The following is a 24,787-nucleotide window of genomic DNA, read 5'->3' as shown; positions in this document are numbered from 1 at the left end:
ACTTCACCTGATTTTATGGTATTTTTAGCAAGCGATTTTTTCGTCAAATTTATGTTTTAATTTTACTTTTAAGAAGGGAAATAACAAATGGAAGCTCAACAAGGTAGTCCAATGTCAATGTTATTTATTTTCGTGATCTTCGGATTGATTTTCTATTTTATGATTTATCGTCCGCAAGCAAAACGTAATAAAGAACACAAAAAGTTAATGTCTGAGTTAGCAAAAGGTACAGAAGTATTAATCTCAGGTGGCTTAATTGGTCGTATCACCAAAGTATCACCAGATAGCGACAGCATCATCATTGCATTAAATGACTCTACTGAAGTCACCATCAACCGTAACTACGTTGTTGCAGTGTTACCAAAAGGCTCATTAAAATCTTAATTTTTTCATTCCTAAAGGGAAAACTATGTTAAATCGTTACCCTCTTTGGAAGAACCTAATGGTGATCCTTGTGATCGCCATTGGTGTTTTATATTCTCTTCCAAATCTTTATGGTGAAGATCCCGCTGTTCAAGTTTCAGGAACGCGAGGACAAGAAGCCAATACACAAGTGTTTAGTGAAGTACAAGCTTTATTAAATCAAAATAAGTTAGAAACAAAATCAATTATCTTAGAAAACGGTTCTATTCTTGCACGTTTTCACAATACCGACGATCAACTTCTCGCCAAAGATAAATTGTCTGAAAAGCTCGGCAATAGTTATTCTGTTGCACTTAATCTTGCGCCTGCCACACCAAAATGGTTAACTTCAGTAGGTGCCTATCCAATGAAATGGGGTCTAGACTTACGAGGTGGAGTTCGCTTCTTAATGGAGGTTGATATGAACTCTGCTTTAACTAAGCGTCAAGAACAACTACAAGATGCGTTACGCACTCAATTACGTAAAGAAAAATATCAATATACTGCAATTAAATCGGGTGATAATTTCAGCACCTTAGTCACGTTATTAAAACCAGAACAATTAGACGACGTACAACGTTTCTTGCGTAAACAACATCACAATTTAGATATCAAAGCTATCTCAGACAATACTATTTCTCTAGAACTTTCTGAGGCAGCATTGAGTGAATCACGTGAAAGTGCAATCGAACAAAACTTAACTATTTTGCGTAAACGTGTTTCAGAGCTAGGTGTTTCTGAAGCAGTTATTCAGCGCCAAGGTGCAGAACGCATTGTGGTTGAATTACCCGGTGTACAAGACACAGCTCGCGCAAAAGAAATTTTAGGAGCAACAGCAACGTTAGAATTTCGTTTAGTCAATGAGAATGTTAATCTTGATTCAGCAACACGTGGTTTTGTACCAAATGATTCTGAAGTGAAACTTGATCGTCATGGTCGCCCAGTCGTACTTTATAAACGTGCAGTACTCGGTGGTGCACACATTACTAATGCGAGTTCAGGTGTTGATCAACAAACTTCACGTCCACAAGTGAGTGTAACTTTAGACAGTGAAGGTGGTGAAATCATGTCACAAGCGACTCGTTTGAATCTAAAAAAACCAATGGCAACCTTATATGTTGAATATAAAGACAGTAGTAAAAAAGATGAAAACGGTAAAGCTATCTTAGAAAAACATGAAGAAGTCATCAATGTTGCAACAATCCAAGGGCGTTTTGGTAGCCAATTCCAAATTACTGGAATTGATAGCCCAGCAGAAGCATTAAATCTTGCGGTACTATTACGTTCTGGTGCCTTAATTGCGCCAATTCAAATTGTTGAAGAACGTACAATTGGACCATCACTTGGTGCAGAAAATGTCCGTCAGGGATTAGAAGCGAGCTTCTGGGGACTGTTGGCTGTTATTGTGTTCATGACAATTTACTACCGTAAATTTGGTCTGATTGCCAATATTGCCCTTATCGCGAATATCGTATTAGTTGTCGGGTTAATGTCATTACTGCCAGGCGCCACATTATCTATGCCGGGTATCGCAGGTATTGTATTATCGGTGGGAATGTCGATTGATGCGAACGTACTTATCTTTGAGCGTATTAAGGAAGAAATTCGCCATGGTAGACCAATCCAGCAAGCAATTCATGAAGGATATTCTGGTGCATTTACCAGTATCTTTGACGCAAACTTAACTACTATTTTAACCTCAATTATTCTTTATGCAGTGGGTGCTGGACCAGTCAAAGGTTTTGCAATTACGCTCGCACTTGGGGTAGGTATTTCCATGTTTACCGCCATTGTAGGCACTCGCGCTATCGTAAATTTCTTATACGGTGGCAAGCGCGTAAACAAATTGTCGATTTAGCGAGGATATTGTGAGTTTATTTACAAATAAAAAAGAAACTTCTGAAGTCGGAAATATCAAACTACCATATCGTTTAATTCGCTTTATGGATTTTCGTAAATGGGGCTATCTCGTTTCTGTGCTGGTCATGGTTGCCTCTATCTTCTTCATTGTCACTAAAGGCTTTAATTGGGGGCTAGACTTTACTGGTGGAACAGTGATTGATATAAGCTTTTCACAACCAGCCGAATTAGATAAAGTACGAGTAACTTTAGAGCAAAATGGTATTCAAGGTGCCATCGTACAAAATTCAGGTAGTGTAAGAGATATTATCATTCGCTTACCCGCAGCAATTAGTGATGCCAATATCGGTAACAATGTGAAAGAAATGCTTGCAGTTGCAGTAGATAAAAATGTGACAGTACACAGTATTGAATTCGTTGGTCCAAACGTAGGTGAAGAATTAACACAATCTGCTATTTATGCCACTTTAGCTACCTTACTCATGTTACTAGTCTACATCGGTATGCGCTTTGAATGGCGTTTAGCTGTTGGTGCTGTTGCTTCACTAACACATGATGTAATTGTCACACTTGGTTTCTTCTCGCTATTGCAAATTGAGATGAATCTGACTTTCGTTGCAGCAATCTTAACGGTTGTGGGTTATTCATTAAATGATAGTATCGTCGTATTTGACCGTGTTAGAGAGAATATGCGTAAGATCAGACGTACCGAAGTCATTGATATTATCAATATTTCGCTTTCACAAACTTTATCGAGAACCTTAATGACGTCAGCAACAACAGTAATTGTTGTCGTATCATTATTGGTCTTTGGAGGACCAAGTATCCATAGCTTCTCTGTTGCGTTATTAATTGGGATTGGCTTTGGTACTTACTCTTCTATCTTCGTCGCTATCGCGTTAGCTTATGATTTGGGTTTAAAACGTGAACATATGTTACCACCAAAAATTGATAACGATGATTTAAATGATATTCCATAACAAATTGTTTTTAAATCGGAAAAAGGTGAAACATCTGTTTCACCTTTTTTATTAAGCAACCAAGTTAAAATAACAATACAGCTTGACGACTTCAATAAATCTATGGGCTAGTAAGATGAAATTACCATTGAAGAAACAAGATACTATATGTTAAGCAAAAGTGCGGTCTGTTTTAGCAAAATTTTGCTTTAATGGTTCAAAATCAGAAAAGATAACGGCACAAGCACAATCCACAAAATTCCCGCAAAACAGACCGCACTTTTAAAAGCAAGCCGTGTTGTTTTATGTTGAAAATGTTGCATGCCTAAGTGTACACCAATGAATCCACCAACAAGACAAAGTAGCCAAAACAAGTATTCAGCAATACGCCATTGTTGTTTAATTGCATGCTGCTTATCTTTATACATCAAAAAATAAGCGGTGACATTTGCCACCGCGAAATAAATAAACATCCAAAGCCAAAGATTAGGCATAGACAGGAAGGCGCTGACAAACTGCTAAAACCTTTTCTTTTGTTTCTGCAATCACTTGTGTTTCATTTTCCTTACCCATCGCATCTAATACATCACACATCCAGCCTGCTAATTCAGCAGACTCTGCTTCTTTAAAGCCACGACGCGTAATTGAAGGTGTTCCCACACGAATACCTGAAGTCACAAATGGTTTTTGTGGGTCATTTGGTACCGCATTTTTGTTTACCGTAATGTTTGCACTACCTAATGCCGCATCTGCGGCTTTACCCGTTAAACCGTGACTGACTAAATCCACTAAGAATAAATGGTTTTCTGTACTATTTGAAACCACGTTATAACCACGCTGTTTAAATACGTCTACCATTGCTTTAGCATTTTTCACCACTTGTTGCTGATATACTTTATACTCAGGCTCAAGTGCTTCTTTAAAGCAGACTGCTTTGGCTGCAATTACATGCACTAATGGACCACCTTGATTAGCAGGAAACACCGAGCTTTGTAATTTTTTATACAGTTCTTCATCTTTTGCTGCCGAAAGAATTAAACCACCACGAGGTCCACCTAAAGTTTTATGCGTTGTTGTGGTAACAACATGTGCATGTGGTAATGGGCTTGGGTAAACACCTGCCGCAATAAGACCAGCAACATGCGCCATGTCAACGAAAAGATAAGCGCCCACTTCATCAGCAATTTCACGCATTTTTGCCCAATCAACGACTTGAGAATAGGCAGAGAAACCCGCGACAATCATTTTGGGTTTGCATTCTAACGCCTTCTGACGAACATCTGCATAATCAATTAAACCGTCAGCAGTGATACCATATTGTACAGCGTTATAGATTTTACCCGAGAAGCTCACTGATGCACCGTGCGTTAAGTGCCCTCCGTGTGCAAGGCTCATACCAAGAATGGTGTCATGTGGCTGTAATAAAGCACCATACACTGCCGCATTTGCTTGTGAACCTGAGTGAGGTTGTACATTGACATAATCTGCGTTGAATAACGCTTTTGCACGATCAATTGCCAATTGCTCAACAATATCGGCATACTCACAACCACCGTAATAACGCTTACCCGGATAACCTTCCGCATATTTATTAGTAAATTGAGAACCTTGCGCTTCCATAACACGAGGGCTAGCATAGTTTTCAGATGCAATTAATTCAATGTGTTCTTCTTGACGGCGATTTTCATCTTGAATTGCTTGCCATAAAACGGGATCGTAATCAGCGATGTTCATACTTCTTTTTAACATTATGATTTCCTCTTTAAGTAAAGATGATTGTGAATTTTGTTAGTGTACAGGTTTATAGCGTATTTTTTAATTAAAATTTAGTCGGAATTTTTTCATTGTTTTAATGAAAAAAATTCATCATGCCAAATTAGCCTTTTTGTTGCTCTCTCGCTACGGCTCGATAACCAATATCACGACGATAAAAACGCCCTGTCCAGTTGACTTTTTCAGCTAAGCTTAACGCTTGTTGTTGCGCATCATAAACGCTATCACCTAATGCGGTCACACATACCACACGTCCGCCATTTGTGACTAATTTACCTACTTTATTTTCCACACCAGCCAAGAAAACTTTTTGATTTTCGACCGCACTTTCAAGCCCTGTAATTTCATCACCTTTGCGATAATCGCCTGGATAACCTTCCGCAGCCAACACAATACCTAATGACGCTTTTTCACACCAGTGTGATTTTTTCTGATCTAACTTACCATCACAAGCAGCAAGACAAAGTTCAACTAAATCGGATTCTAAACGCAACATAATAGGCTGGGTTTCTGGATCACCAAAACGACAGTTAAACTCAATCACTTTTGGTTGACCATTTGGCATAATCATCAGACCAGCATAAAGGAATCCTGTATAAACATTACCCTCTGCCGCCATGCCATGTACTGTTGGATAAATCACTTGTTGCATAATGCGATCGTGGATTTCTGGCGTGACTACAGGGGCTGGAGAATAGGCACCCATACCACCAGTATTCAACCCAGTATCGTTTTCCCCCACACGTTTATGATCTTGACTGGTTGCCATTGGCTCGACATTTTTACCATCCACCATCACAATGAAACTGGCTTCTTCACCGTCCAAAAACTCTTCAATCACGACACGGCTACCCGCTTCACCAAAGGCATTGCCTGACAACATATCTTTCACTGCGGCTTCAGCTTCTTCTAATGTCATCGCCACAATCACGCCTTTGCCTGCGGCAAGCCCATCAGCTTTAACTACAATTGGCGCACCCTTTTCACGTAAATAAGCCAACGCAGGCTCAACTTCGGTAAAGTTTTGATATTCAGCCGTTGGAATGTTATGACGCGCTAAAAAATCTTTGGTAAAAGCTTTTGACCCTTCTAATTGCGCGGCGGCTTGAGTCGGTCCAAAAATTTTCAAACCAGCTGCACGGAATGCATCTACTACGCCAATAACAAGTGGCGCTTCTGGTCCAACAATCGTTAAACCAACCTTCTTCTCTTGTGCAAAAGCGACTAATTTTTCAACATCTGTCGCCGAAATAGCTATGTTTTCAACTTTATCTTCCAACGCCGTTCCCGCATTACCCGGAGCCACAAAAATTTTACCTGCTAATGGTGATTGTGCTACTTTCCAAGCAAGAGCATGTTCACGACCGCCATTTCCGATGATGAGAATATTCATAATGTTTTCCTGTATTGGTTTATTTCATTCGGTTACTTTTCTTTACGGAAGTAAAGAAAAGTAACAATCCATCCTAATGTCTAAAATGACGCATTCCCGTCAATACCATCACCATATTATGCTCATCTGCCGCATCAATGACCTCTTGATCGCGCATTGAACCACCAGGGTGAATAACACATTGAATGCCCACTTTCGCAGCGGCATCAATACCATCGCGGAATGGGAAGAATGCATCAGAAGCCATTACGCAACCAGCCACTTCCAAACCTTCATCTTGTGCTTTAATTCCCGCAATTTTGGCAGAATACACACGACTCATTTGTCCCGCACCAATACCAATCGTTTGATTATTTTTGGCATAAACAATCGCATTGGATTTGACAAATTTCGCTACTTTCCAACAAAATAATAAATCTTTTAATTCTTGCTCTGTAGGTTGACGCTTACTCACCACTTTTAAATCGGCAAGCTCAACCATACCTAAATCGCTTTCTTGTACTAACAAGCCACCGTTTACTCGTTTAAAATCTAAACGTTGCTCTGCTTGCGCCCATTGACCACAAGCTAAAACGCGCACATTTTTTTTCGCTTTTAATAATATTTTTGCTTGTTCAGACACCGTTGGCGCAATGATCACTTCTACAAATTGACGATCAATAATAATTTGTGCCGTCTCCGCATCAAGTTCACGGTTGAAGGCAATAATGCCACCAAATGCAGAGGTTGGATCGGTTTGATAAGCACGATCATAAGCTTCCAAAATATCTTTACCTAAAGCCACACCACATGGGTTTGCATGCTTCACAATGACACAAGCTGGTTCAACAAAACTTTTTACACATTCTAGTGCGGCATCTGTATCTGCAATATTATTGTAAGAAAGGGCTTTACCTTGTAATTGCGTTGCCGTTGAAACAGAAGCTTCCTTCACTTCTTTTTCCACATAAAATGCCGCTTTTTGATGACCATTTTCACCATAACGCATGGTTTGTTTACGGATAAAATTTAAGTTTAAAGTACGTGGAAATTGACCGCACTTCGCTTCCGTATCTTCTTCCTCTGCCACAAAATATGGTTTGACTAATTGACCAAAATAGTTCGCAATCATTGAGTCATATTGTGCGGTGTGCTCAAACGCCTTAATAGCAAGATCAAAACGCGTTTCTAAAGTTAAGCTGTTTTGGTGCTGATCCATTTCTGCCAGAATCGCTGAAAAATCCTGATTATTGACCACAATCGCTACATCTTTATGATTCTTTGCCGCAGAACGTACCATTGTTGGTCCACCAATATCAATATTTTCAACGGCTTCTTCTAAGGTACAATTCGTTTTTGCTACCGTTGCTGCAAAAGGATATAAGTTCACCACAACCATATCAATAGCATCAATACCATGTTGGCTCATCACCGCATCATCCGTGCCACGACGACCTAAAATACCACCATGCACCTTAGGATGTAAGGTCTTCACACGCCCATCCATCATCTCAGGAAATCCTGTATAATCTGATACTTCGATTACGGGTAAGCCATTATTAGTTAATAATTTTGCTGTGCCACCCGTTGAAAGTAATTTCACACCACGTTGCACTAGGCCTTGGGCAAATTCAACGATACCAGTTTTATCTGAAACGCTCAGTAATGCCTGACGGATAGGACGATTAGCTTGCATTGAAAAATCCTTAAAATTGAGAGTTAAAAATGAGTCATAAAAGAGAAGCACGAATTATAACGCAAACGTTTGCGCTTGTGTGAAAATTTTCAATAAAAAACGGTCTGTTTCCATCTACTGAAACAGACCGTTTTAGCTTATGAAATAGAAAATTAGCCTTTATTACGTCTATTATCAAATGCAAACGCACCTGCACCAGAAACTACAAAATAGCAGAAAACTAAAGAATAAAGCGCCGCTAACTCACCTTGGTTAACTACTGGTAACAATATATTTTCTACTGAAGCATGTATGAAAAAATAAGCATAGGCCATTTGACCAGACAACATAAATGCTGCAGGACGAGTGAATAAGCCAAGTATAATCAAAATTCCCCCTGTAATTTCAATTAGCCCACCAATCCCATAAAGTGAAAAAAATTCAACAGCCCCATTGCCGCCAGTCATAGAAATAGGGAACTCAAAAAATTTCGCGGTACCATGTAATAAAAACATATAACCAGCAATAATACGCAATAAGGCTAACACATAAGGTTGAAATTTGTTTAATGAATCCATTTTGCTTTCCTTCAATACAATAAAAAAGGTTAACTTCAATTCTATTCGTTGAACTAAAGTTAACCCTATCTTAACAATCATCTAAAAAGCAAAAAACCAGTAAACAAGAAAGGGATTTTTTACTTTAAGTTAATAATTTGCATTTGAAAACTAAGGTTTAATTTGTTGTAACCAAGTAGCAAAAGGGGCCGCTTGCATAAAACCTGTCACTCGGCTTCCCACAATTTCATTGCCTTGCTGATCAAAGAAAATAAGCGTAGGTAATCCGATAACTTGTAACTTCTGTAATAATTCACGATTTTGTTCCGTGTTTTTCGTCATATCCACTTGCAATAATAAAATATGCTCAAACTGCTTTTGTACTAGTGGATCAGAAAAAGTATATTTTTCAAATTCTTTACATGCCACACACCAATCTGCATACAAGTCTAACATAGCCATTGCTTTAGGATTTTGTTGTAACACTTGTTGTAACTGTGCATAACTTGTGACTGACTGAAACGGCACATGTTGTGAAATTTCTAATTTTTTAACCGCACTTTTTCCTAACACCTCACTCTGCAATGGAAAATAATAAACTTTACCTAATACTAAAGCTGCAAAAAGTACGAACCAAATCCAACGACGATGTCTCAATTGAAATAATAACCATAATACAAAGCCAACAGCTAAACTAAACCATAGATGACTTTCTATATCAGGAAAAACACGAGAAAGTAAGAATACAGGTAAGGCAAGTAATACAAAGCCAAACGCATTTTTTACTTGAATCATCCAATCACCAGATTTTGGTAAAACTTTATTGCCAAAAACAGTAATTAAAATTAACGGCGTTCCCATACCTAACGCTAATAAATACAAAGTAATCGCCCCAGTAAATAAATCGCCGCTTTGTGCTACATACAGTAACACCCCCGACAGAGGCGCAGAAGTACAAGGCGAGGCAACTAAGCCTGCAATCATCCCCATCACAAACACACCACTAAACGCACCACTTTTCTGTTGCTGGCTATACTGCGTTAATTTCGTTTGTAAACGGCTTGGTAGCTGTAAAGTGAATAAGCCAAACATCGATAGTGCAAGCAAAGTAAAAATAATAGCAAGCGCAACTAAAACATAAGGGCTTTGTAGTGCGACTTGAAATGGCAAGCCTATTGCCGCAACAATCAAACCAAGTAAAGTATAAGTCAATGCCATTCCTTGTACATATACGATACTGAGTCCTAATGCACGTGTTGTTGAAGGTCGCTGATTGGCACCAATCACAATCGCAGAGAGCAAAGGCAACATCGGGAGTACACAAGGAGTAAATGCAAGACCTAAACCAAATAAAAAGAACCAAAATACGGCATACTTACTTTGGAATAAACTGGCAGCTAGGCGATCTTGTTCTGCTAACACGGGTGGTTGAAGTGCGGTCGATTTTGGCGAAGTTTCAATCTTTTCTAACACATTTGCTGTAAATATTGGGTTGATATCAACAACTTTTGTTTCTGGTGGGTAACAAAATCCAGTTGTACAACCTTGATAGCTGATTTGTAATTGAGCATGCTGATTAATTTTTGATAGAGGAACTTGTAATGTCACGTCATTACGATAAATTTCCACTTCACCAAAAAAATCATCTTGGTACTTTTCGGCAGCAGGAAAATCTATTTCGCCGAGTCCAACATTGATCCCGTTAATCTCGAAAGATTGCTTATATAAATAGTAGTTTTCCGCAATTAACCAATTCAGTTCAATCATTTCTGCTTGTTGGCTACTAGAAAAAATAAATGCTTGATCTGCACTTAAAAAACGTGGTTTTTTATCAAAAAAACTAGCTTGTGCCATTAATGCCACTGACAAAAGCAATAAAACTGAGAATATTTTTTTCATAAATACATCATTACAACGAAAATTCATAAGTTACATTCTAGCATAAGCTACTTTCAAATCTAAAAAATATTCAGTAAATAAGCTAAAATTCAGCTAACTTATTTTTTTTATAAAAATAAGTTTTGATCAGGACAGAAAATTATTGTAGGATAGCCTTTATAGTGATATTCCTCAAAATAAACCCATTTTCTGACTACAATGTTGAGGAAAAACTCATCCAAAATATCACGTTATTCACAATTTTGTATGTAACTTAAACGAGCATTCAGCTCTGCTTATTCCCTCAATAACCTCACTCTATTGAGGGATTTTTTTATGATCTAGGTCATGAAATGACTATCTAATTTAACAAAACTCACTTTTTCTATTGTTACAATTATGTTGCAACTATACAATGAGCACGTTAATTTTGTTCTTATCTTGCTAACAAAATTATTAACTTTTAGAAAATTGTAATAGGAAATACAAATGGGAACGCCACAAATTTTAATTGTTGAAGACGAAGCAATTACAAGAAATACGCTAAAAAGTATTTTTGAAGCTGAGGGTTATGAAGTATTTGAGGCTGCAGATGGTGCACAGATGCACCGTATTCTGTCTAATAAAGTCATTAATCTTGTCATTATGGATATTAACTTACCTGGTAAGAATGGTTTAATGCTTGCACGTGAATTACGTGAAACAACTGATACAGCATTAATGTTTTTAACTGGACGCGATAATGAAGTCGATAAAATTTTGGGTTTAGAAATTGGTGCCGATGACTATATCACTAAACCATTTAACCCGAGAGAATTGACTATTCGTGCAAGGAACTTATTGCAACGTACCATGCAAGAAAACACGAAAGAAGTGGCACAACCTATTGATCAATATCGTTTCAATGGTTGGACATTAGATCTCAATAGCCGGACTCTAATCAATCCAGAAGGTGAAGAATATAAATTACCACGTAGCGAATTCCGCGCTATGTTACATTTCTGTGAACATCCAGGCAAAATCCAAACGCGTGAGGAATTATTGAAGAAAATGACGGGACGCGAATTAAAACCGCAAGATCGGACTGTTGATGTCACTATCCGCCGTATTCGTAAACATTTTGAAGATCATCCAGCAACACCCGAAATCATTACCACAATTCACGGTGAGGGCTATCGTTTCTGTGGTGAATTAGAATAAAAATTTAACAAAGAAAAAGCCTACCAAAGTACTTTTGGTAGGCTTTTTAATTACCAATAAACAACTATCTTTATTTAAGCATTATCTTCTTTTCAAATCATAGACGGTTAGGCTTGCTTTTTCTGCCAAAATCAATCTACGATAATGCCTAAACTTTGCCAAATTTCATCCACTCGTTTAACAACCTCAGGATCTTTTTTAATTGGAATGCCCCATTCTCGTTGGGTTTCGCCTGCCCATTTATTGGTTGCATCAATCCCCATTTTTGAACCTAACCCAGCAACTGGCGAAGCAAAATCAAGATAATCAATAGGCGTATTCTCTACTAAGGTTAAATCACGTACAGGATCACAACGCGTCGTCATTGCCCAAATTACATCTTTCCAATCACGTGCATTCACATCATCATCACAGACTATGACAAATTTCGTGTACATAAACTGGCGTAAAAATGACCACACCCCCATCATCACACGTTTCGCATGTCCCGCATATTGTTTCTTAATCGTGACCACAGCTAACCGATAAGAACAGCCTTCAGGCGGCAAATAAAAATCAACAATTTCAGGAAATTGTTTTTGCAAAATAGGAATAAAAACTTCATTTAGTGCTTCCCCTAATACTGCGGGTTCATCTGGTGGACGCCCCGTATAAGTCGAATGATAAATTGGATCCTTACGCATCGTAATATGGGTAACAGTAAACACAGGGAAGTACTCTTGTTCATTATAATAGCCGGTGTGATCGCCATAAGGACCTTCAAGCGCAGTTTCATTTGGATCAATATAGCCTTCTAACACAATTTCTGCACTCGCAGGTACTTCTAAATCATTACTGACTGACTTAACAACTGCCGTCTTAGTTCCGCGCAATAATCCAGCAAACGCATATTCTGATAACGTGTCAGGTATAGGCGTTACTGCACCTAAAATTGTCGCAGGATCAGCCCCCAACGCCACAGACACAGGAAAAGGTTTATCTGGATGTGTTTCTTTCCACTCTTGAAAATCTAATGCACCACCACGATGCGATAGCCAACGCATGATTAACTTATTTTTAGCAATTAATTGCTGGCGGTAAATGCCTAAGTTTTGACGTTTTTTCAAGGGACCTTTAGTAATAGTTAATCCCCATGTAACCAACGGTGCGACATCGTCTTTCCAGCACTGCATAATCGGCAATTTGTACAAATCAACCTCATCCCCTTTCAAAACGACTTGTTGGCAATCAGCTTTGCCCAATACTTTCGTTGGCATATTTAATACTTGTTTAAACTGCGGTAAGCTAGATAAAAAATCTTTAAATCCTTTTGGTGGTTCTGGTTCTTTCAAAAAAGCCAGCAACTTGCCAACATCACGTAATGCTGCAACATCCTCCTGCCCCATCCCCATCGCTACACGTTTTGGGGTACCAAATAAATTACACAAAACAGGAATAGCAAATCCTTTTGGGTTCTCAAATAACAGCGCAGGTCCTCCCGCACGTAACGTGCGGTCAGAAATTTCCGTCATTTCTAAATAAGGATCGACTTCTTGTTTAATACGTTTCAATTCACCACGTTGTTCAAGTAAATCCAAAAAATCACGCAAATCTTTATATTTCATGTTTATTACCTTTTTATTTCAAAATTTTGCAAAAACAGACCGCACTTTTAATCGGCTATCTGCAAAACGACATATGCTAATACTTAAACACACTTTGATTAAGCGCTGCAACATGAATTGCACTAAGCTGGTTATATTATATCAATCCATCTAGTTTTGCTATCTCAACAAAGTTTAGGTAGAATTCCCCAATTCATAGTTGATAAAACGGATAATCATGACAAAGAAAAAAGCCAAAGTAGCCTCAAATACGATTGCGCTAAATAAACGTGCAAGACATGACTACTTTATTGAAGATGAAATCGAAGCTGGGCTTTCATTACAAGGCTGGGAAGTTAAATCAATGCGCGCAGGCAAAGCTAATATCAGCGACAGCTATATTATTTTCAAAAATGGCGAAGCCTATTTATTTGGTGCAACAATTCAACCATTAAGCCTCGCCTCGACACATATTGTGTGTGATCCTACTCGTACGCGTAAATTGCTATTAAACCAAAAAGAATTAGCTTCTTTATTTGGTAAAGCGAATCGCGACGGCTATACTATTGTTGCTCTCTCCCTTTATTGGAAAGGTGCCTGGGCGAAAATAAAAATTGGTTTAGCCAAAGGGAAAAAACAACATGATAAGCGTGAAGATATTAAAGAGCGTGAATGGAAAGTCACTAAAGATCGGATCATGAAAAACGCTCGACTTGGTTAAAATAACAATTAAAAAAGCCTTGTGACTGTATCTACAAGGCTTTTTTACGCACTTAAACAGAAATTACTCAACGCCAACCATAACAGAAGTTGCTTTGATAATCGCATAAGCTTCTTTGCCGACTTCAAGTTGTAATTCTTGTGCCGCAGCAAGAGAAATTGTGGAAGTAATGATGTTACCCGCACCAATATCAATACTCACTACCGCATTTACTGCTCCTTTTTCTAAGCCAACAACTTTACCTTTCAATTGGTTTCTTGCACTGATTTTCATTATGTTTTTTCCTCTTTAAGAATTAAGTGAATAAAATTCAGTAAAAATGTGTCTTGATTATAACCAATAATAAAAATCAAATAATCACTCTTTCTAGGTTTTATCAAATAAAATCAAAACGCTAAATCCACTAATAATGCCTTGCGAATTTTTTACATTTTCTAACTGTACTTGATAATGGTGTAATTCCGCAATACGATGTACGATCGATAGCCCCAGCCCACTGCCCTTATCATTCTGCCCCGCAGGACGATAAAAACGTTGACCTAATTTCACTAAATCAGCCTCACTTACCCCTTCACCATTATCCTCAATTAATAATCTATCTCGCTGTAAAATCACTTTAATTGTACTGCCATCTGGGCAATATTTAATAGCATTATCAATCAAATTACGCACCATCAAAGATAATAATAATGGTTGTCCTTGCATAATTGCAGGCTTAGAAATCAATTCAAATTGCAACTCAATTTGACGTTTTTGTGCAGCAAAATATCGCTCTCCTATTAATGAAGTGACTAAAGCTTGCCAATCTACATTTTCAACACTTTCTAATTCATTTAAATTATCTAAACGTGAAAGCGTTAATAATTGGTCAATTAACTGGCTCGCACGATCAATTCCTTTAGTTAGATTCTCTAGCGCTTCCTGTCGCAACGCAGCATCATCACCAACAATTTGTGCCACCTCTGTTTGAACCCGTAGTGCTGCTAAAGGGCTTCTTAATTCATGTGCTGCATCAGAAGTAAAACGCCGTTCGCGCAGTAACATCGTTGCCGTACGATCAAAAAATTGGTTTAAGTTCTGTACTAATGGCAAAATTTCTTTCGGCAAATGTGCTGTTGCAATTAAAGTATTATCATCTGGACTACGTTGTTCTAATTGCTCACTGACCCGTCTTACACTTTGTAATTCACGCGTGACTACCCAAACAATAATCCCTAATAAGAAAGGCAAACTAGCAAACCAAATCCACATTTGACCAAATACCATCTTATTAATTAAATCATTGCGATAATCTAGCTCCTGCCCTACAGCAATGACTAGACGCCCATTATTTACAGGTAACCAAAAAATACGCCATTTATCATCATCACCTAAAATATGGTTTACTGAAAAACCTTTTTTAGGCGTAAAAATAAAATTATCGCCATTATGACCATCACTTAATAAGATGTTGCCATCTTGTGTAAATACTGCAAAACCAAGCGCGTCATCATCAAAACCGACTTTCTTAAACTTCACTGGCTGATACTTTGAGGCTCTATTCTCAATTAAAATATTACGTAAATTCGACGAAGCTAAACGTTGTGCAAACAGTACTTGTTGCGCATCAAATAGTTCATTAACTTCCTTGCGAACTTGAAGCCAAGCCACGGCTGTGGAAATAAGCCAAGTCGCTAATGCAGTCAATGACAGCACAAGAATTAAACGAAAACGCAAACTTTTATTTGAAATCACCCTTTTTTCCAATGATTCAGAGCGCGTCATCATTTTTCCCCAATGCATACCCAACACCATGTACTGTACGAATAAATTGCTTACCTAATTTTTGGCGTAAATTATAAATATGCACTTCAAGGGCATTGCTACTCACTTCATCATCCCAAGTGTACAATTTTTCTTCAATTAATGTACGAGCTAGAACACGCTCTTTATTGAGCATAAATAATTCAAGCAACTTATATTCCCTTGTTGTCAGTGATATTTCTTCATTTTTTAAAAATACTTTACGTTGATTTGGATCGAACTTCACTAAACTGTGTTCAATTACAGGATTAGTTTGTCCATAACGACGGCGAATCAACGCTTGCAAGCGCGCAACAACTTCAGCCAAGGCAAAAGGTTTACATAAGTAATCATCTGCACCACGTTGTAATCCAGTAATACGCTCATCTAAAGTATCGCGTGCTGTCAAAATCAATACTGGTACGTCATATTTTTCTCGGCGCCAAATTTGCAAAATATCAAGCCCATCCATTTTTGGTAAAGTCAAATCAAGCACGACTGCATCATAAGGTGCACTTTTCACTGCTTCTAATCCCATTTTTCCATCGTTAAACCAGTCCACCGTAAAACCTGATTTAGTTAACCCTGTCTGTATCCCATTACCAATCAGCGTATCATCTTCTATTAATAAAATTCGCATATTTCACACCGCACTTTTTCGCTCAATTCATCCAATTGTACACAAAATAAGCATACAAATCTCAATCAAAATCAAACATAACAAACAAAACTGAAGAAATACTTAATAAATTTAATATTGATAACCAATTGTATTGAGAATGACAACCATAATAAAAACTGCATCAAAACTGACCGCACTTAGCTTTTCTCTACTCATTTTCGATATAACACAATTTTTTAAAAAAAGTTGTAAGAAAAAGATAATAGGCGCGACTAATACCCCAGAATAAGGAAATTCAATAAGAAAAATTAAAAAAAGTTGTAAGAAAAACATTTTTAATTCGACTAATTCAACGTAAACGGATTTATAAGGATAAAAACAATGGATAAACAGAAATGTTATTTTCAAGCAGTAAGCACAGGGATTGGCTTGTTAGGTTTACGCCTTTTTCTCGCTTGGGAGTTTTTTGAATCAGGTATGGAAAAGTTGAATGGAGAGAACTGGTTTATGGAAGTACAAGATAGCTTTCCATTCCCATTCAATTTACTGCCAACAGATTTGAGCTGGCTATTAGCAATGAGTGCAGAATTATTACTACCAATATTTCTTGTACTTGGCTTAGCAACTCGTTTTAGCACTTTAAGTTTAGCAATTTTAACCGCTGTTGCATGGTATACCGTACATACTGGAGCAGGTTATAACGTGTGTAGCAATGGTTACAAAATGGCATTAATTTACTTAGTGGCACTACTACCATTATTTACGCAAGGAGCAGGGATGCTTTCTTTAGACTCTCTATTACAGAGAAAATTTTCAACCAAAAATTGGTTGAAGTTCCTTTAATCATTTAGTTCAACACAATTAATAATAGGAGATTTAAGTATGAAAAAATTAGCAACTTTAGCAGCATTAGCAGGCGCATTAACTATGGCAGTTTCAGCACCAGTAAGCGCAGAAACTAAAATGGCAGATAAAGCTGAGCAATGCGTAGAAGGCAAATGCATGAAGACTAAAGCTGGTGAAGGTAAATGTGGCGAAGGTAAATGCGGCGCACATGGCGACAAAGCAAAAGCTGGCGAAGGTAAATGTGGTGAAGGCAAATGCGGCGCACATGACCATAAAAAAGCAAAAGCTGGTGAAGGCAAATGTGGCGAAGGTAAATGCGGTTCTAAATAATCTTATTTTGCTGGTGTAACGTTTTTTGCACCAGCGCTTTTTCAAAATTAATGGAGTCAATACGATGTTAAAAGGTGCAGGATTGGGCTATCGTCGCGACTTAGCCGATGATTTTTTATCACTTCCAACAGAAAATGCAATTCAATTCATGGAGGTCGCTCCTGAAAACTGGATAAAAATGGGTGGTGCAGCACGCTATAAATTTGATCAGGCTGCTGAACGTTTTCCATTAGCAGTACATGGATTATCACTTTCTCTAGGTGGACAAGCTCCTTTAGATCGTGAATTGTTAAAAGGCATTAAAACATTGATGACACAATATAATTCAGTCTTTTTCTCTGAGCATCTGAGTTATTGTGAATGTGAAGGTCATCTTTACGATTTATTACCGATGCCATTCACAGATGAAGCAGTTAAACACGTTGCACAGCGTATTCGTGAGGTACAAGACTTTTTAGGGTTACGTATTTCACTTGAAAATACGTCTTACTACTTACATTCACCAACAAGTACAATGAACGAAGTTGAATTCTTAAATGCCATTGCTCAAGAAGCAGACTGCGGGATTCACTTAGATGTTAATAATATTTATGTGAATGGCGTCAATCATGGTTTACTTAATCCTTATGTATTCCTTGATAAAGTGGATGTAAAACGTGTAGATTATATTCACATTGCAGGTCATGATGAAGAACACGCAGCTGCGAAGCCAATCCAAGAAACGGGTGAATCTTTTAACAAAGTAAAAGGTGAATATCGCCATTTACCTGAACTCTTAGTGGATACGCATGGAGAAGCCGTTAAAGGGAGTGTTTGGGATTTATTAGAATACACTTACCAACGCTTACCACAAATTCCACCGACATTATTAGAGCGTGATTTTAATTTTCCACCATTTGCTGAATTATATGCGGAAGTTGAGCATATTGCGAAATTACAGCAAAAATATGCGAAACCAATGCAGGAAAATCGTTATGCAGCCTAAATCAAATCTTGTAAAAACACAAAATGCGTTGGCACAAGCCGTTCGTTTAGGTAATGCAGATCCGCTTAATAATTATGCACCCAATCGTTTAGCTATTTATGCGCGTTTAGTACGCAACAATACTTTTAGTTTTATTGATCGTTGTTTTGTTGAGGCACCTCGCCATATTGCAGCAGATGCTTGGCAAGAAGTAAAAGAAACCTTTGTCAGAGAAGGCAAGGCGCATTCTCCTTATTTCCAAGATATTGCAGGCGAGTTTCTTACTTTTTGCCAACAAAGAAAAGTATTCAATGCCAATGTCCTTGCGTTAATGGATTTTGAAAATACACAGCTACTTGCTGAGGTTGTCACCACTACCGTACCTGAGACATTTGTATGGGATAGAAATACAGAAATGGGCTTATCAAAAACAGCCTTTCTAAAAAGCTATGACGTTGATTTTTTATCTAGTGATTTCGCTACCTTTGCAGAAACACCTTGCCAGCTTATTGTATGGCGAGATAGTGATTTCGCAGTAAATCAGCAACAATTATCAGAGCTTGATTTCTGGTTACTTACTTATCTTGCAGAACAAACGATATCCTTAGAAAATCTGCTAAATGCATTAAGTACCATTATTGATGATAGTGAACCATTAAAACCCTTATTGGAACAAGCTTGGGTTAAATGGGTAAATGCAGAAGTAATTTATCCAATGGAAGGGTAAATTCAGCTAAGGCTGATTTTAAAAGGACTTAATTCTAAGTGCGGTCGAAATTTTCAAAATTTTTACCGCACTTTTTTATTACAACTGAAAACTATCTTCGCTGAAAATAGTCACCGCCTTAAACGGTTTTACTTAAATAAAAAACACATAAAAATTTTGCTGAAAAGTTAATAATCATCATAAAGAAAAAACTTATGAAGCAATTCAATACCACAAAAGTAACTTCTCTGAAAATACTATTCACTTTTTAAATGCCGTCTTTAACAATTTAACTACTAACAACTTGAACATGCTAATTGCAGAACGCAACAAACTATTTTTTTACTCTTATTTGTGTTGAAATATAGGTTATATAGATTTCTGAAAGCACTAATCCAAGCTACTACTCTCTTAATGTGAGTCTTTATTGAATAAGCACAAAATGAGCAAATTATATTTGCTAAAATCACTATCCAACGAAATCATCTATCATTTATGCAATAAAAAAGCCTAGTGCGACAGCTAGACTTCCTCTTACTTTAAATATAACAACATTGATCATTTATTTTCTGCTTTATCCTGTTCTGTAGCAAAATCTTTCATCATTTGACTTAAGCTTTCACAGTTCTTACCAAAATTATCACATCTTGGACACATTAAACGATGTAAACGTACCCCAACACTTTCCGCAAATGAGAGTTGCCTTTCATGAGACTCTGAAATTAATTTAGTTACTTTGAAACAATACTTCATTTATCTCTCCCCCATTTTTGTTGTCAAACAATGTTGCAATTGTAAACGCGCCCGATAGAGCAATACATGTAAATTAGACACTGTAATTTGTTCAGACGAGCAAATATCATCTGTAGTACATTCTAAATATTCACGCATCATAAACACTTTAGCTTGTACTGCAGGCAAACGAGTCAAACAAACTTCAAACAATGCCCAAAATTGCTCTGAATAAACTGTATTTTCATCTTCTTGTAAACGTGATGGCGCATATTCTTTCTTCCAACGACCACTTTCAAAGAAACTATTTTCATCTTCATCACTTACTAAATCACTTTCTACAACAAAGCGATTATTAACACGTAGATAATCAATAATCTTGTTCTTCAGGATAGCAAAAATCCATGTTTTTAATGCAGATTGTCGCTTAAAACTCTCTATATTTTTCAATGCACTAACAAATGCTTCTTGCACAATGTCTTCAGCTAAAACTGGATCTTTTATCTGTAATTCTGCAAACTTCAACATCTGCCCACGGATTGCTTCAAGTTCTTCCGATGAAATACTTTGCATATTCATTTCCACCTTTATTTAATTCATTAAATTTTATCAAATTTTAGCCATATCACAAACTAGTTTATTACTAAACTAAAGTCGACAAAAAAGGCTAGAATTCTAAAAATTCTAGCCTAAATAAATCTATTTGGTGCTCTGGGCGAGACTTGAACTCGCACGTCCTATGGACACTACCCCCTCAAGATAGCGTGTCTACCAATTCCACCACCAGAGCAAATTTAAATTCTTTTTAATTTATTGAGGAATATCACTATTTTTACTTTCAACAGCTGGCGCTTCTACTTTTTGTTGCTGTTGAATTTGTTCAACCGTTGAAGATAAATCATCAAAAGCACCTTGCTTCACATTGTTACGATGTGAGTTGATATTACCAATCACAATACTAATAACAAAAAATGCTGTTGCTAAAATTGCAGTCATTTTAGATAAGAAGTTACCTGAACCTGCTGAACCAAAGATAGTACCAGACGCGCCACCACCAAAAGATGCACCTGCATCTGCACCTTTACCCTGTTGAAGTAAAATCAGAACAATCACAGCAAGTGAAATTAATAGATAACCAATTAATAGTGCTTGATACATTATACTCTTCTCTACATTCGCAAATTAGCATTGAAAATAACGTGCGGATATTAGCGGACATCCACACATTTTGCAAGTTTTTTCATGAAAAATGACATCATTTGGTGGTATTTCACTCAATCATCTGTTTTTTCATTTTTTTTAATCGTACTTCTCCGTTTTTTAGGTAAATGTTGAGCTGTCTTCGCGGCAACTTGGCTTAATTGTCTCAATGCAGCAAAATTAACATAGCGCATTAATTCAGGCAAAGAATGAGTTAATGCGGACATAAATTGCTGATAACTCATTTCTTTTTGGCTAATACTTGTTAATTGGGACTCCCAATGTGCAGTCATATCAGGCTGTGTAGCAATATCAGGCAAAGCTTCAATCAAAATTCGCCCCGTTTCACTACTATGGATATTACGCCCTTTCTTATATAAAAATCCCCGCTTAAATAACAATTCAATAATGCCAGCTCGAGTAGCTTCTGTGCCTAGTCCATCTGTTTCACGTAGAATTTTCTTTAATTCTTTATCTTGAACAAAACGTGCAATTCCAGTCATTGCGGACAACAATGTTGCATCAGTAAAAGGTTTTGGCGGTTGTGTTTTTTTGCTCACAATTTCACCTTGCTTACAAAACAAAATCTGTCCTTTTTTGACGACTGGCAATAAAGGTTCTTGCTGCTCATCCTCATCTTCTTTCCCCCAAAGCTGTTTCCAACCCGCAATTTGTAGATTTCGTGCTTGTGCAATAAATGTTCCACCAGCAATATTGAGAGTAATTTTACTTTTGCGATATTCCGCATCAGGACAAAATTGCATTAAATATTGTCGCGCAATGAGGTGATAAATTTGCCATTCTTGCTGCGTCAAATTCACCAATCTATTTTTTGCTGTTGGAATAATGGCATGATGCGCTTCTACTTTTTTATCATTCCAACAACGATTTTTTTGTTCAGGCTGAACAATATCTGGCAAAGGTTGATATTCATTAATGTGCGTTGAAATTGCTTTTAATACATGAAATCGTTCAGCAAAATGTTCTTCTGGTAAATAACGACAATCAGAACGAGGATAAGTAATTAAGCGATGTGTTTCATATAAACGTTGACAAATATCCAATACATCTTGCGCCGATAAACCATAACGTTTAGCTGCATCAATTTGCAAAGCGGATAAAGAATAAGGTAATGGCGCAGTTTCTTTTTCACGCTTATCGATATATTCCACTACTTCCGCAGGCTGTTCAGTAATGCGTTTAACTACATTTTCCGCCAATCCTAATGACAGTACTCGTCCATCTTCATCTTGATAGTCTTCACAGGCTTTACTTGGTTGCCATAACGCTTTAAATACAGGAATATTTTCTCGTTCTTGCTCAGAAAGTGCGGTCACTTTTTCAGGTGTTTCAGGCTGGACATGTGCTAGTACTTCATAAAAGTCTTTGGGCTTAAAATTTTCAATTTCCAGATCACGACGTACGATCAACCCCAATATAGGCGTTTGTACACGTCCGACAGAAAGCACACCATTATAACCAGCTTGCCGACCACGAATCGTATAAGCACGTGTCATATTAATACCATATAACCAATCAGCGCGTGCACGCGCGAGCGCAGATGTAGCAAGAGGGATAAAGTGACGGTTTGGTTGTAATTTATTGACTGCTTTTGCTACTGCGTTAGGATTTAAGTCACTAATTAAACAACGTTGGATTTGATTCAGTTTATCCACACTTAATTGTGTATAACTAAACACTTCATCTACTAACAATTGCCCTTCACGATCAGGGTCGCCTGCATTGATTAATAGATCCGCTTGATGAATAAGTTTTTCTACGATCTTCAGTTGTTTATATACTGCTTTACGTGGAATCAGTTGCCATTTATCAGGAATAATAGGTAAATGTTCTAAACGCCATTGTTTAAATTTAGGATCATAAACATCAGGCTCTGCTTGCTCAAGCAAGTGCCCCACACACCAAGTCACATAATCTTGTTCACCACATTTAATAAAACCATCACCACGTTGATGTGGTTTTGGCAATACATCTGCTATCGCACGTGCAAGACTTGGTTTTTCCGCTATAAATAATCGCATGAAATCAATTTATCCCAGTTGACGACGACCTAAGAAAGAATGCGTTAAAGTCGTCCCATCAACCATTTCTAATTCACCTCCAACAGGAATACCATGTGCAATACGAGTGACTTTAATATTTTGCTGGACACAAAGTTCAGCAATGTAATTGGCGGTCGCATCCCCTTCAACGGTTGGATTCGTCGCTAAGATCACCTCATGGAAGCTTTCATGTACTAAACGCTTTTGTAATAAATCAAGTCCTATTTCACGTGGCCCAATACCATCTAAAGGTGATAAATGCCCCATTAATACAAAATAGCGCCCTGAAAACTGTCCCGTTTGTTCAATCGCTTGAATGTCAGAAGGTTGTTCAACAATACATAGTTGCCCTGAATTTTGACGACGCGGATTATTACAAATAGTACAAATATCTTCTTCAGTAAAAGTACGACAATGCTGGCAATGACCAATTTTTGACATAGCTTCCATAAGTGCTCGAGCTAAATCCATTCCACCATGCCGATTACGTTGCAGCAAGTGATATGCCATACGCTGCGCTGATTTTGGTCCAACCCCCGGCAAGCAGCGTAAACTTTCGATAAGGTGTTCGAGTAATGGGCTTGTTTGCATTATTTTTTCTCTTTTGATTAGGATTTAGGTTAGATTTCGCCTTAACGTAATTTACTTTTCTTTTTGCTTATATCAAGCACAGTAAGCAAAAAAACACACGCCAACTAAGTTGCTTCGTTCTGACGATATCATGATTTGATTGGTTAACATAGCTTTCCTAAAAAGCCTCTATACGGACAAACTATGCAGCGTTCAAATCATTTAACAACATATTGCTAAATATTGATAAAAAACAGACCGCACTTTAAAAAAGTGCGGTCGAATTGAACAACGTTTTTATACTTGGATAAGTATTAATTCGCCATACTATTCCCTGTGTAGACTACCCGAATATAGAAAAATTTTTAGGAAAATGAAAGTTGTTTGAAACTTCATTTTCTATGAAAAAATTTCCTGTAATGAGCTAACACTATTTCGTCAGGGCATAATCTTTAGTTACATTTTTGCACGAGCAAAAAGTAATAAATCAAAATGGCATTTTAAATCCTGGCGGCAATGACATACCCGCTGTCACTGATGCCATTTTTTCTTTCTGCAATTCTTCCGCACGGCGAACTGCATCATTGAATGCGGCAGCGATCAGATCTTCAAGCATTTCTTTATCATCTTCCATTAAAGAAGGATCAATTTCGACACGGCGGCAATTATGTGCACCGTTAATTGTAATTTTTACTAAACCTGCGCCAGATTCACCTGTTACTTCAAGCTGTGCAATTTCTTCTTGCATTTTTTGCATACGATCTTGCATCTGTTGTGCTTGCTTCATTAAGTTGCCTAAGCCACCTTTTCCAAACATAATTTTTTCCATTTGTTAATTAAAAATTGAGAGGCATTTTAACTAAAAATCCGTACATTGAAAATAAAGAAACGTGATCTAGACTGAAAATTCAACTTTTTCCTGTTGAGAGAGGGATTTTTCCGTATTATTATATTTTAACAATTTCGTAACGAAATCTTACCGCACCTACTCT

General features: G+C 37.5%; 25 protein-coding genes and 1 tRNA gene. 9 read left to right on the top strand and 17 right to left on the bottom strand.

The window, feature by feature from the left end:
• Positions 1 to 87 precede the first annotated feature (87 nt).
• Genes yajC through secF form a run of 3 tightly spaced genes read left to right on the top strand, consistent with a single transcriptional unit; the run spans position 88 to position 3,242 of the window.
• A complete protein-coding gene (yajC, locus tag C0975_RS02095) occupies positions 88 to 384 on the top strand; it encodes a preprotein translocase subunit YajC (protein ID WP_101774741.1) in 297 nt (98 codons plus the stop codon).
• A gap of 25 nt (positions 385 to 409) precedes the next feature.
• Entirely contained in the window at positions 410 to 2,260 is a 1,851-nt protein-coding gene (gene secD, locus C0975_RS02090) for a protein translocase subunit SecD (RefSeq protein ID WP_101774740.1), read from the top strand.
• A 10-nt stretch (positions 2,261 to 2,270) separates the two neighbouring features.
• A complete protein-coding gene (secF, locus tag C0975_RS02085; RefSeq protein WP_101774739.1) occupies positions 2,271 to 3,242 on the top strand; it encodes a protein translocase subunit SecF in 972 nt (323 codons plus the stop codon).
• Positions 3,243 to 3,430: 188 nt separating this feature from the next.
• Here secF and C0975_RS02080 read toward each other — a convergent pair whose 3' ends face one another.
• The 6 genes from C0975_RS02080 to C0975_RS02055 form a co-directional block, all read right to left on the bottom strand.
• Complete coding sequence (locus C0975_RS02080) at positions 3,431 to 3,694, bottom strand: DUF1294 domain-containing protein (RefSeq protein WP_167383023.1); 264 nt, start codon at positions 3,692 to 3,694, stop codon at positions 3,431 to 3,433.
• Positions 3,695 to 3,707: 13 nt separating this feature from the next.
• The gene (glyA, locus tag C0975_RS02075) at positions 3,708 to 4,970 is read right to left on the bottom strand and encodes a serine hydroxymethyltransferase (protein WP_101774737.1); all 1,263 of its coding nucleotides are present in this window, start codon (positions 4,968 to 4,970) and stop codon (positions 3,708 to 3,710) included.
• A 127-nt stretch (positions 4,971 to 5,097) separates the two neighbouring features.
• On the bottom strand, positions 5,098 to 6,387 hold the full coding sequence (purD, locus tag C0975_RS02070; protein WP_101774736.1) for a phosphoribosylamine--glycine ligase: 1,290 nt from the start codon (positions 6,385 to 6,387) through the stop codon (positions 5,098 to 5,100).
• 73 nt (positions 6,388 to 6,460) lie between these two features.
• The gene (gene purH / locus C0975_RS02065) at positions 6,461 to 8,062 is read right to left on the bottom strand and encodes a bifunctional phosphoribosylaminoimidazolecarboxamide formyltransferase/IMP cyclohydrolase (protein ID WP_101774735.1); all 1,602 of its coding nucleotides are present in this window, start codon (positions 8,060 to 8,062) and stop codon (positions 6,461 to 6,463) included.
• Between the two features lie 152 nt (positions 8,063 to 8,214).
• On the bottom strand, positions 8,215 to 8,619 hold the full coding sequence (locus C0975_RS02060; RefSeq protein WP_101774734.1) for a DoxX family protein: 405 nt from the start codon (positions 8,617 to 8,619) through the stop codon (positions 8,215 to 8,217).
• Between the two features lie 150 nt (positions 8,620 to 8,769).
• Positions 8,770 to 10,497: a protein-disulfide reductase DsbD gene (locus C0975_RS02055; RefSeq protein WP_101774733.1), complete on the bottom strand. Its 1,728-nt coding sequence runs from the start codon at positions 10,495 to 10,497 to the stop codon at positions 8,770 to 8,772.
• Positions 10,498 to 10,965: 468 nt separating this feature from the next.
• On the opposite strand from C0975_RS02055, the gene arcA reads away from it, so the two are divergent.
• Entirely contained in the window at positions 10,966 to 11,676 is a 711-nt protein-coding gene (arcA, locus tag C0975_RS02050; RefSeq protein WP_101774732.1) for a two-component system response regulator ArcA, read from the top strand.
• A gap of 131 nt (positions 11,677 to 11,807) precedes the next feature.
• Here the strand turns inward: arcA and ubiD are convergent, their stop codons facing one another.
• Positions 11,808 to 13,280: a 4-hydroxy-3-polyprenylbenzoate decarboxylase gene (ubiD, locus tag C0975_RS02045; protein WP_101774731.1), complete on the bottom strand. Its 1,473-nt coding sequence runs from the start codon at positions 13,278 to 13,280 to the stop codon at positions 11,808 to 11,810.
• Positions 13,281 to 13,497: 217 nt separating this feature from the next.
• Between ubiD and smpB the strand changes: the two genes are divergently transcribed.
• On the top strand, positions 13,498 to 13,980 hold the full coding sequence (smpB, locus tag C0975_RS02040) for an SsrA-binding protein SmpB (protein ID WP_049216363.1): 483 nt from the start codon (positions 13,498 to 13,500) through the stop codon (positions 13,978 to 13,980).
• Between the two features lie 63 nt (positions 13,981 to 14,043).
• On the opposite strand, the gene C0975_RS02035 is transcribed toward smpB, so the two are convergent.
• The 3 genes from C0975_RS02035 to C0975_RS02025 all read right to left on the bottom strand — a co-directional run bounded on the left by C0975_RS02035 (position 14,044) and on the right by C0975_RS02025 (position 16,402).
• Complete coding sequence (locus tag C0975_RS02035) at positions 14,044 to 14,253, bottom strand: TOBE domain-containing protein (RefSeq protein WP_101774730.1); 210 nt, start codon at positions 14,251 to 14,253, stop codon at positions 14,044 to 14,046.
• A 93-nt stretch (positions 14,254 to 14,346) separates the two neighbouring features.
• Entirely contained in the window at positions 14,347 to 15,762 is a 1,416-nt protein-coding gene (gene qseC / locus C0975_RS02030) for a quorum sensing histidine kinase QseC (RefSeq protein ID WP_101774729.1), read from the bottom strand.
• Positions 15,731 to 16,402 carry a response regulator gene (locus tag C0975_RS02025; protein ID WP_101774728.1) on the bottom strand — a complete coding sequence of 224 codons (672 nt, stop codon included), beginning with the start codon at positions 16,400 to 16,402 and terminating at the stop codon, positions 15,731 to 15,733. The genes qseC and C0975_RS02025 overlap by 32 nt, the downstream gene beginning before the upstream one ends.
• Before the next feature lie 363 nt (positions 16,403 to 16,765).
• On the opposite strand from C0975_RS02025, the gene C0975_RS02015 reads away from it, so the two are divergent.
• The 4 genes from C0975_RS02015 to C0975_RS02000 all read left to right on the top strand — a co-directional run bounded on the left by C0975_RS02015 (position 16,766) and on the right by C0975_RS02000 (position 19,251).
• Positions 16,766 to 17,227 carry an HvfX family Cu-binding RiPP maturation protein gene (locus tag C0975_RS02015; RefSeq protein WP_101774726.1) on the top strand — a complete coding sequence of 154 codons (462 nt, stop codon included), beginning with the start codon at positions 16,766 to 16,768 and terminating at the stop codon, positions 17,225 to 17,227.
• A 39-nt stretch (positions 17,228 to 17,266) separates the two neighbouring features.
• Positions 17,267 to 17,560, top strand: a complete 294-nt coding sequence (gene hvfA, locus C0975_RS02010; protein WP_101774725.1) for an oxazolone/thioamide-modified RiPP metallophore HvfA — start codon at positions 17,267 to 17,269, stop codon at positions 17,558 to 17,560.
• A gap of 64 nt (positions 17,561 to 17,624) precedes the next feature.
• Positions 17,625 to 18,545 (top strand): HvfB family MNIO-type RiPP peptide maturase, encoded by a 921-nt coding sequence (locus C0975_RS02005; RefSeq protein ID WP_101774724.1) that lies wholly within the window; start codon positions 17,625 to 17,627, stop codon positions 18,543 to 18,545.
• Entirely contained in the window at positions 18,535 to 19,251 is a 717-nt protein-coding gene (locus tag C0975_RS02000) for an HvfC family RiPP maturation protein (RefSeq protein ID WP_101774723.1), read from the top strand. Before C0975_RS02005 ends, C0975_RS02000 begins: the two co-directional genes overlap by 11 nt.
• Before the next feature lie 537 nt (positions 19,252 to 19,788).
• On the opposite strand, the gene C0975_RS01995 is transcribed toward C0975_RS02000, so the two are convergent.
• The 7 genes from C0975_RS01995 to C0975_RS01965 all read right to left on the bottom strand — a co-directional run bounded on the left by C0975_RS01995 (position 19,789) and on the right by C0975_RS01965 (position 24,612).
• Entirely contained in the window at positions 19,789 to 19,983 is a 195-nt protein-coding gene (locus C0975_RS01995) for an anti-sigma factor family protein (RefSeq protein ID WP_101774722.1), read from the bottom strand.
• Entirely contained in the window at positions 19,984 to 20,535 is a 552-nt protein-coding gene (locus C0975_RS01990) for a sigma-70 family RNA polymerase sigma factor (protein WP_101774721.1), read from the bottom strand.
• A 131-nt stretch (positions 20,536 to 20,666) separates the two neighbouring features.
• Positions 20,667 to 20,752 (bottom strand) — tRNA-Leu (locus C0975_RS01985).
• Between the two features lie 20 nt (positions 20,753 to 20,772).
• Complete coding sequence (gene secG / locus C0975_RS01980) at positions 20,773 to 21,120, bottom strand: preprotein translocase subunit SecG (protein WP_101774720.1); 348 nt, start codon at positions 21,118 to 21,120, stop codon at positions 20,773 to 20,775.
• A gap of 116 nt (positions 21,121 to 21,236) precedes the next feature.
• Positions 21,237 to 23,204 (bottom strand): DNA topoisomerase III, encoded by a 1,968-nt coding sequence (locus tag C0975_RS01975; protein ID WP_101774719.1) that lies wholly within the window; start codon positions 23,202 to 23,204, stop codon positions 21,237 to 21,239.
• Between the two features lie 9 nt (positions 23,205 to 23,213).
• Positions 23,214 to 23,816 (bottom strand): recombination mediator RecR, encoded by a 603-nt coding sequence (recR, locus tag C0975_RS01970; protein WP_101774718.1) that lies wholly within the window; start codon positions 23,814 to 23,816, stop codon positions 23,214 to 23,216.
• 466 nt (positions 23,817 to 24,282) lie between these two features.
• Positions 24,283 to 24,612 carry a YbaB/EbfC family nucleoid-associated protein gene (locus C0975_RS01965; RefSeq protein ID WP_005546714.1) on the bottom strand — a complete coding sequence of 110 codons (330 nt, stop codon included), beginning with the start codon at positions 24,610 to 24,612 and terminating at the stop codon, positions 24,283 to 24,285.
• Positions 24,613 to 24,787 lie beyond the last annotated feature (175 nt).

Origin of the sequence: Pasteurella oralis, from assembly GCF_002850605.1 — a bacterium.
GTDB lineage: Bacteria > Pseudomonadota > Gammaproteobacteria > Enterobacterales > Pasteurellaceae > Pasteurella > Pasteurella oralis.
Note: the sequence above shows the minus strand (reverse complement) of the source record. Positions and strands in the feature narration are given on the sequence as shown.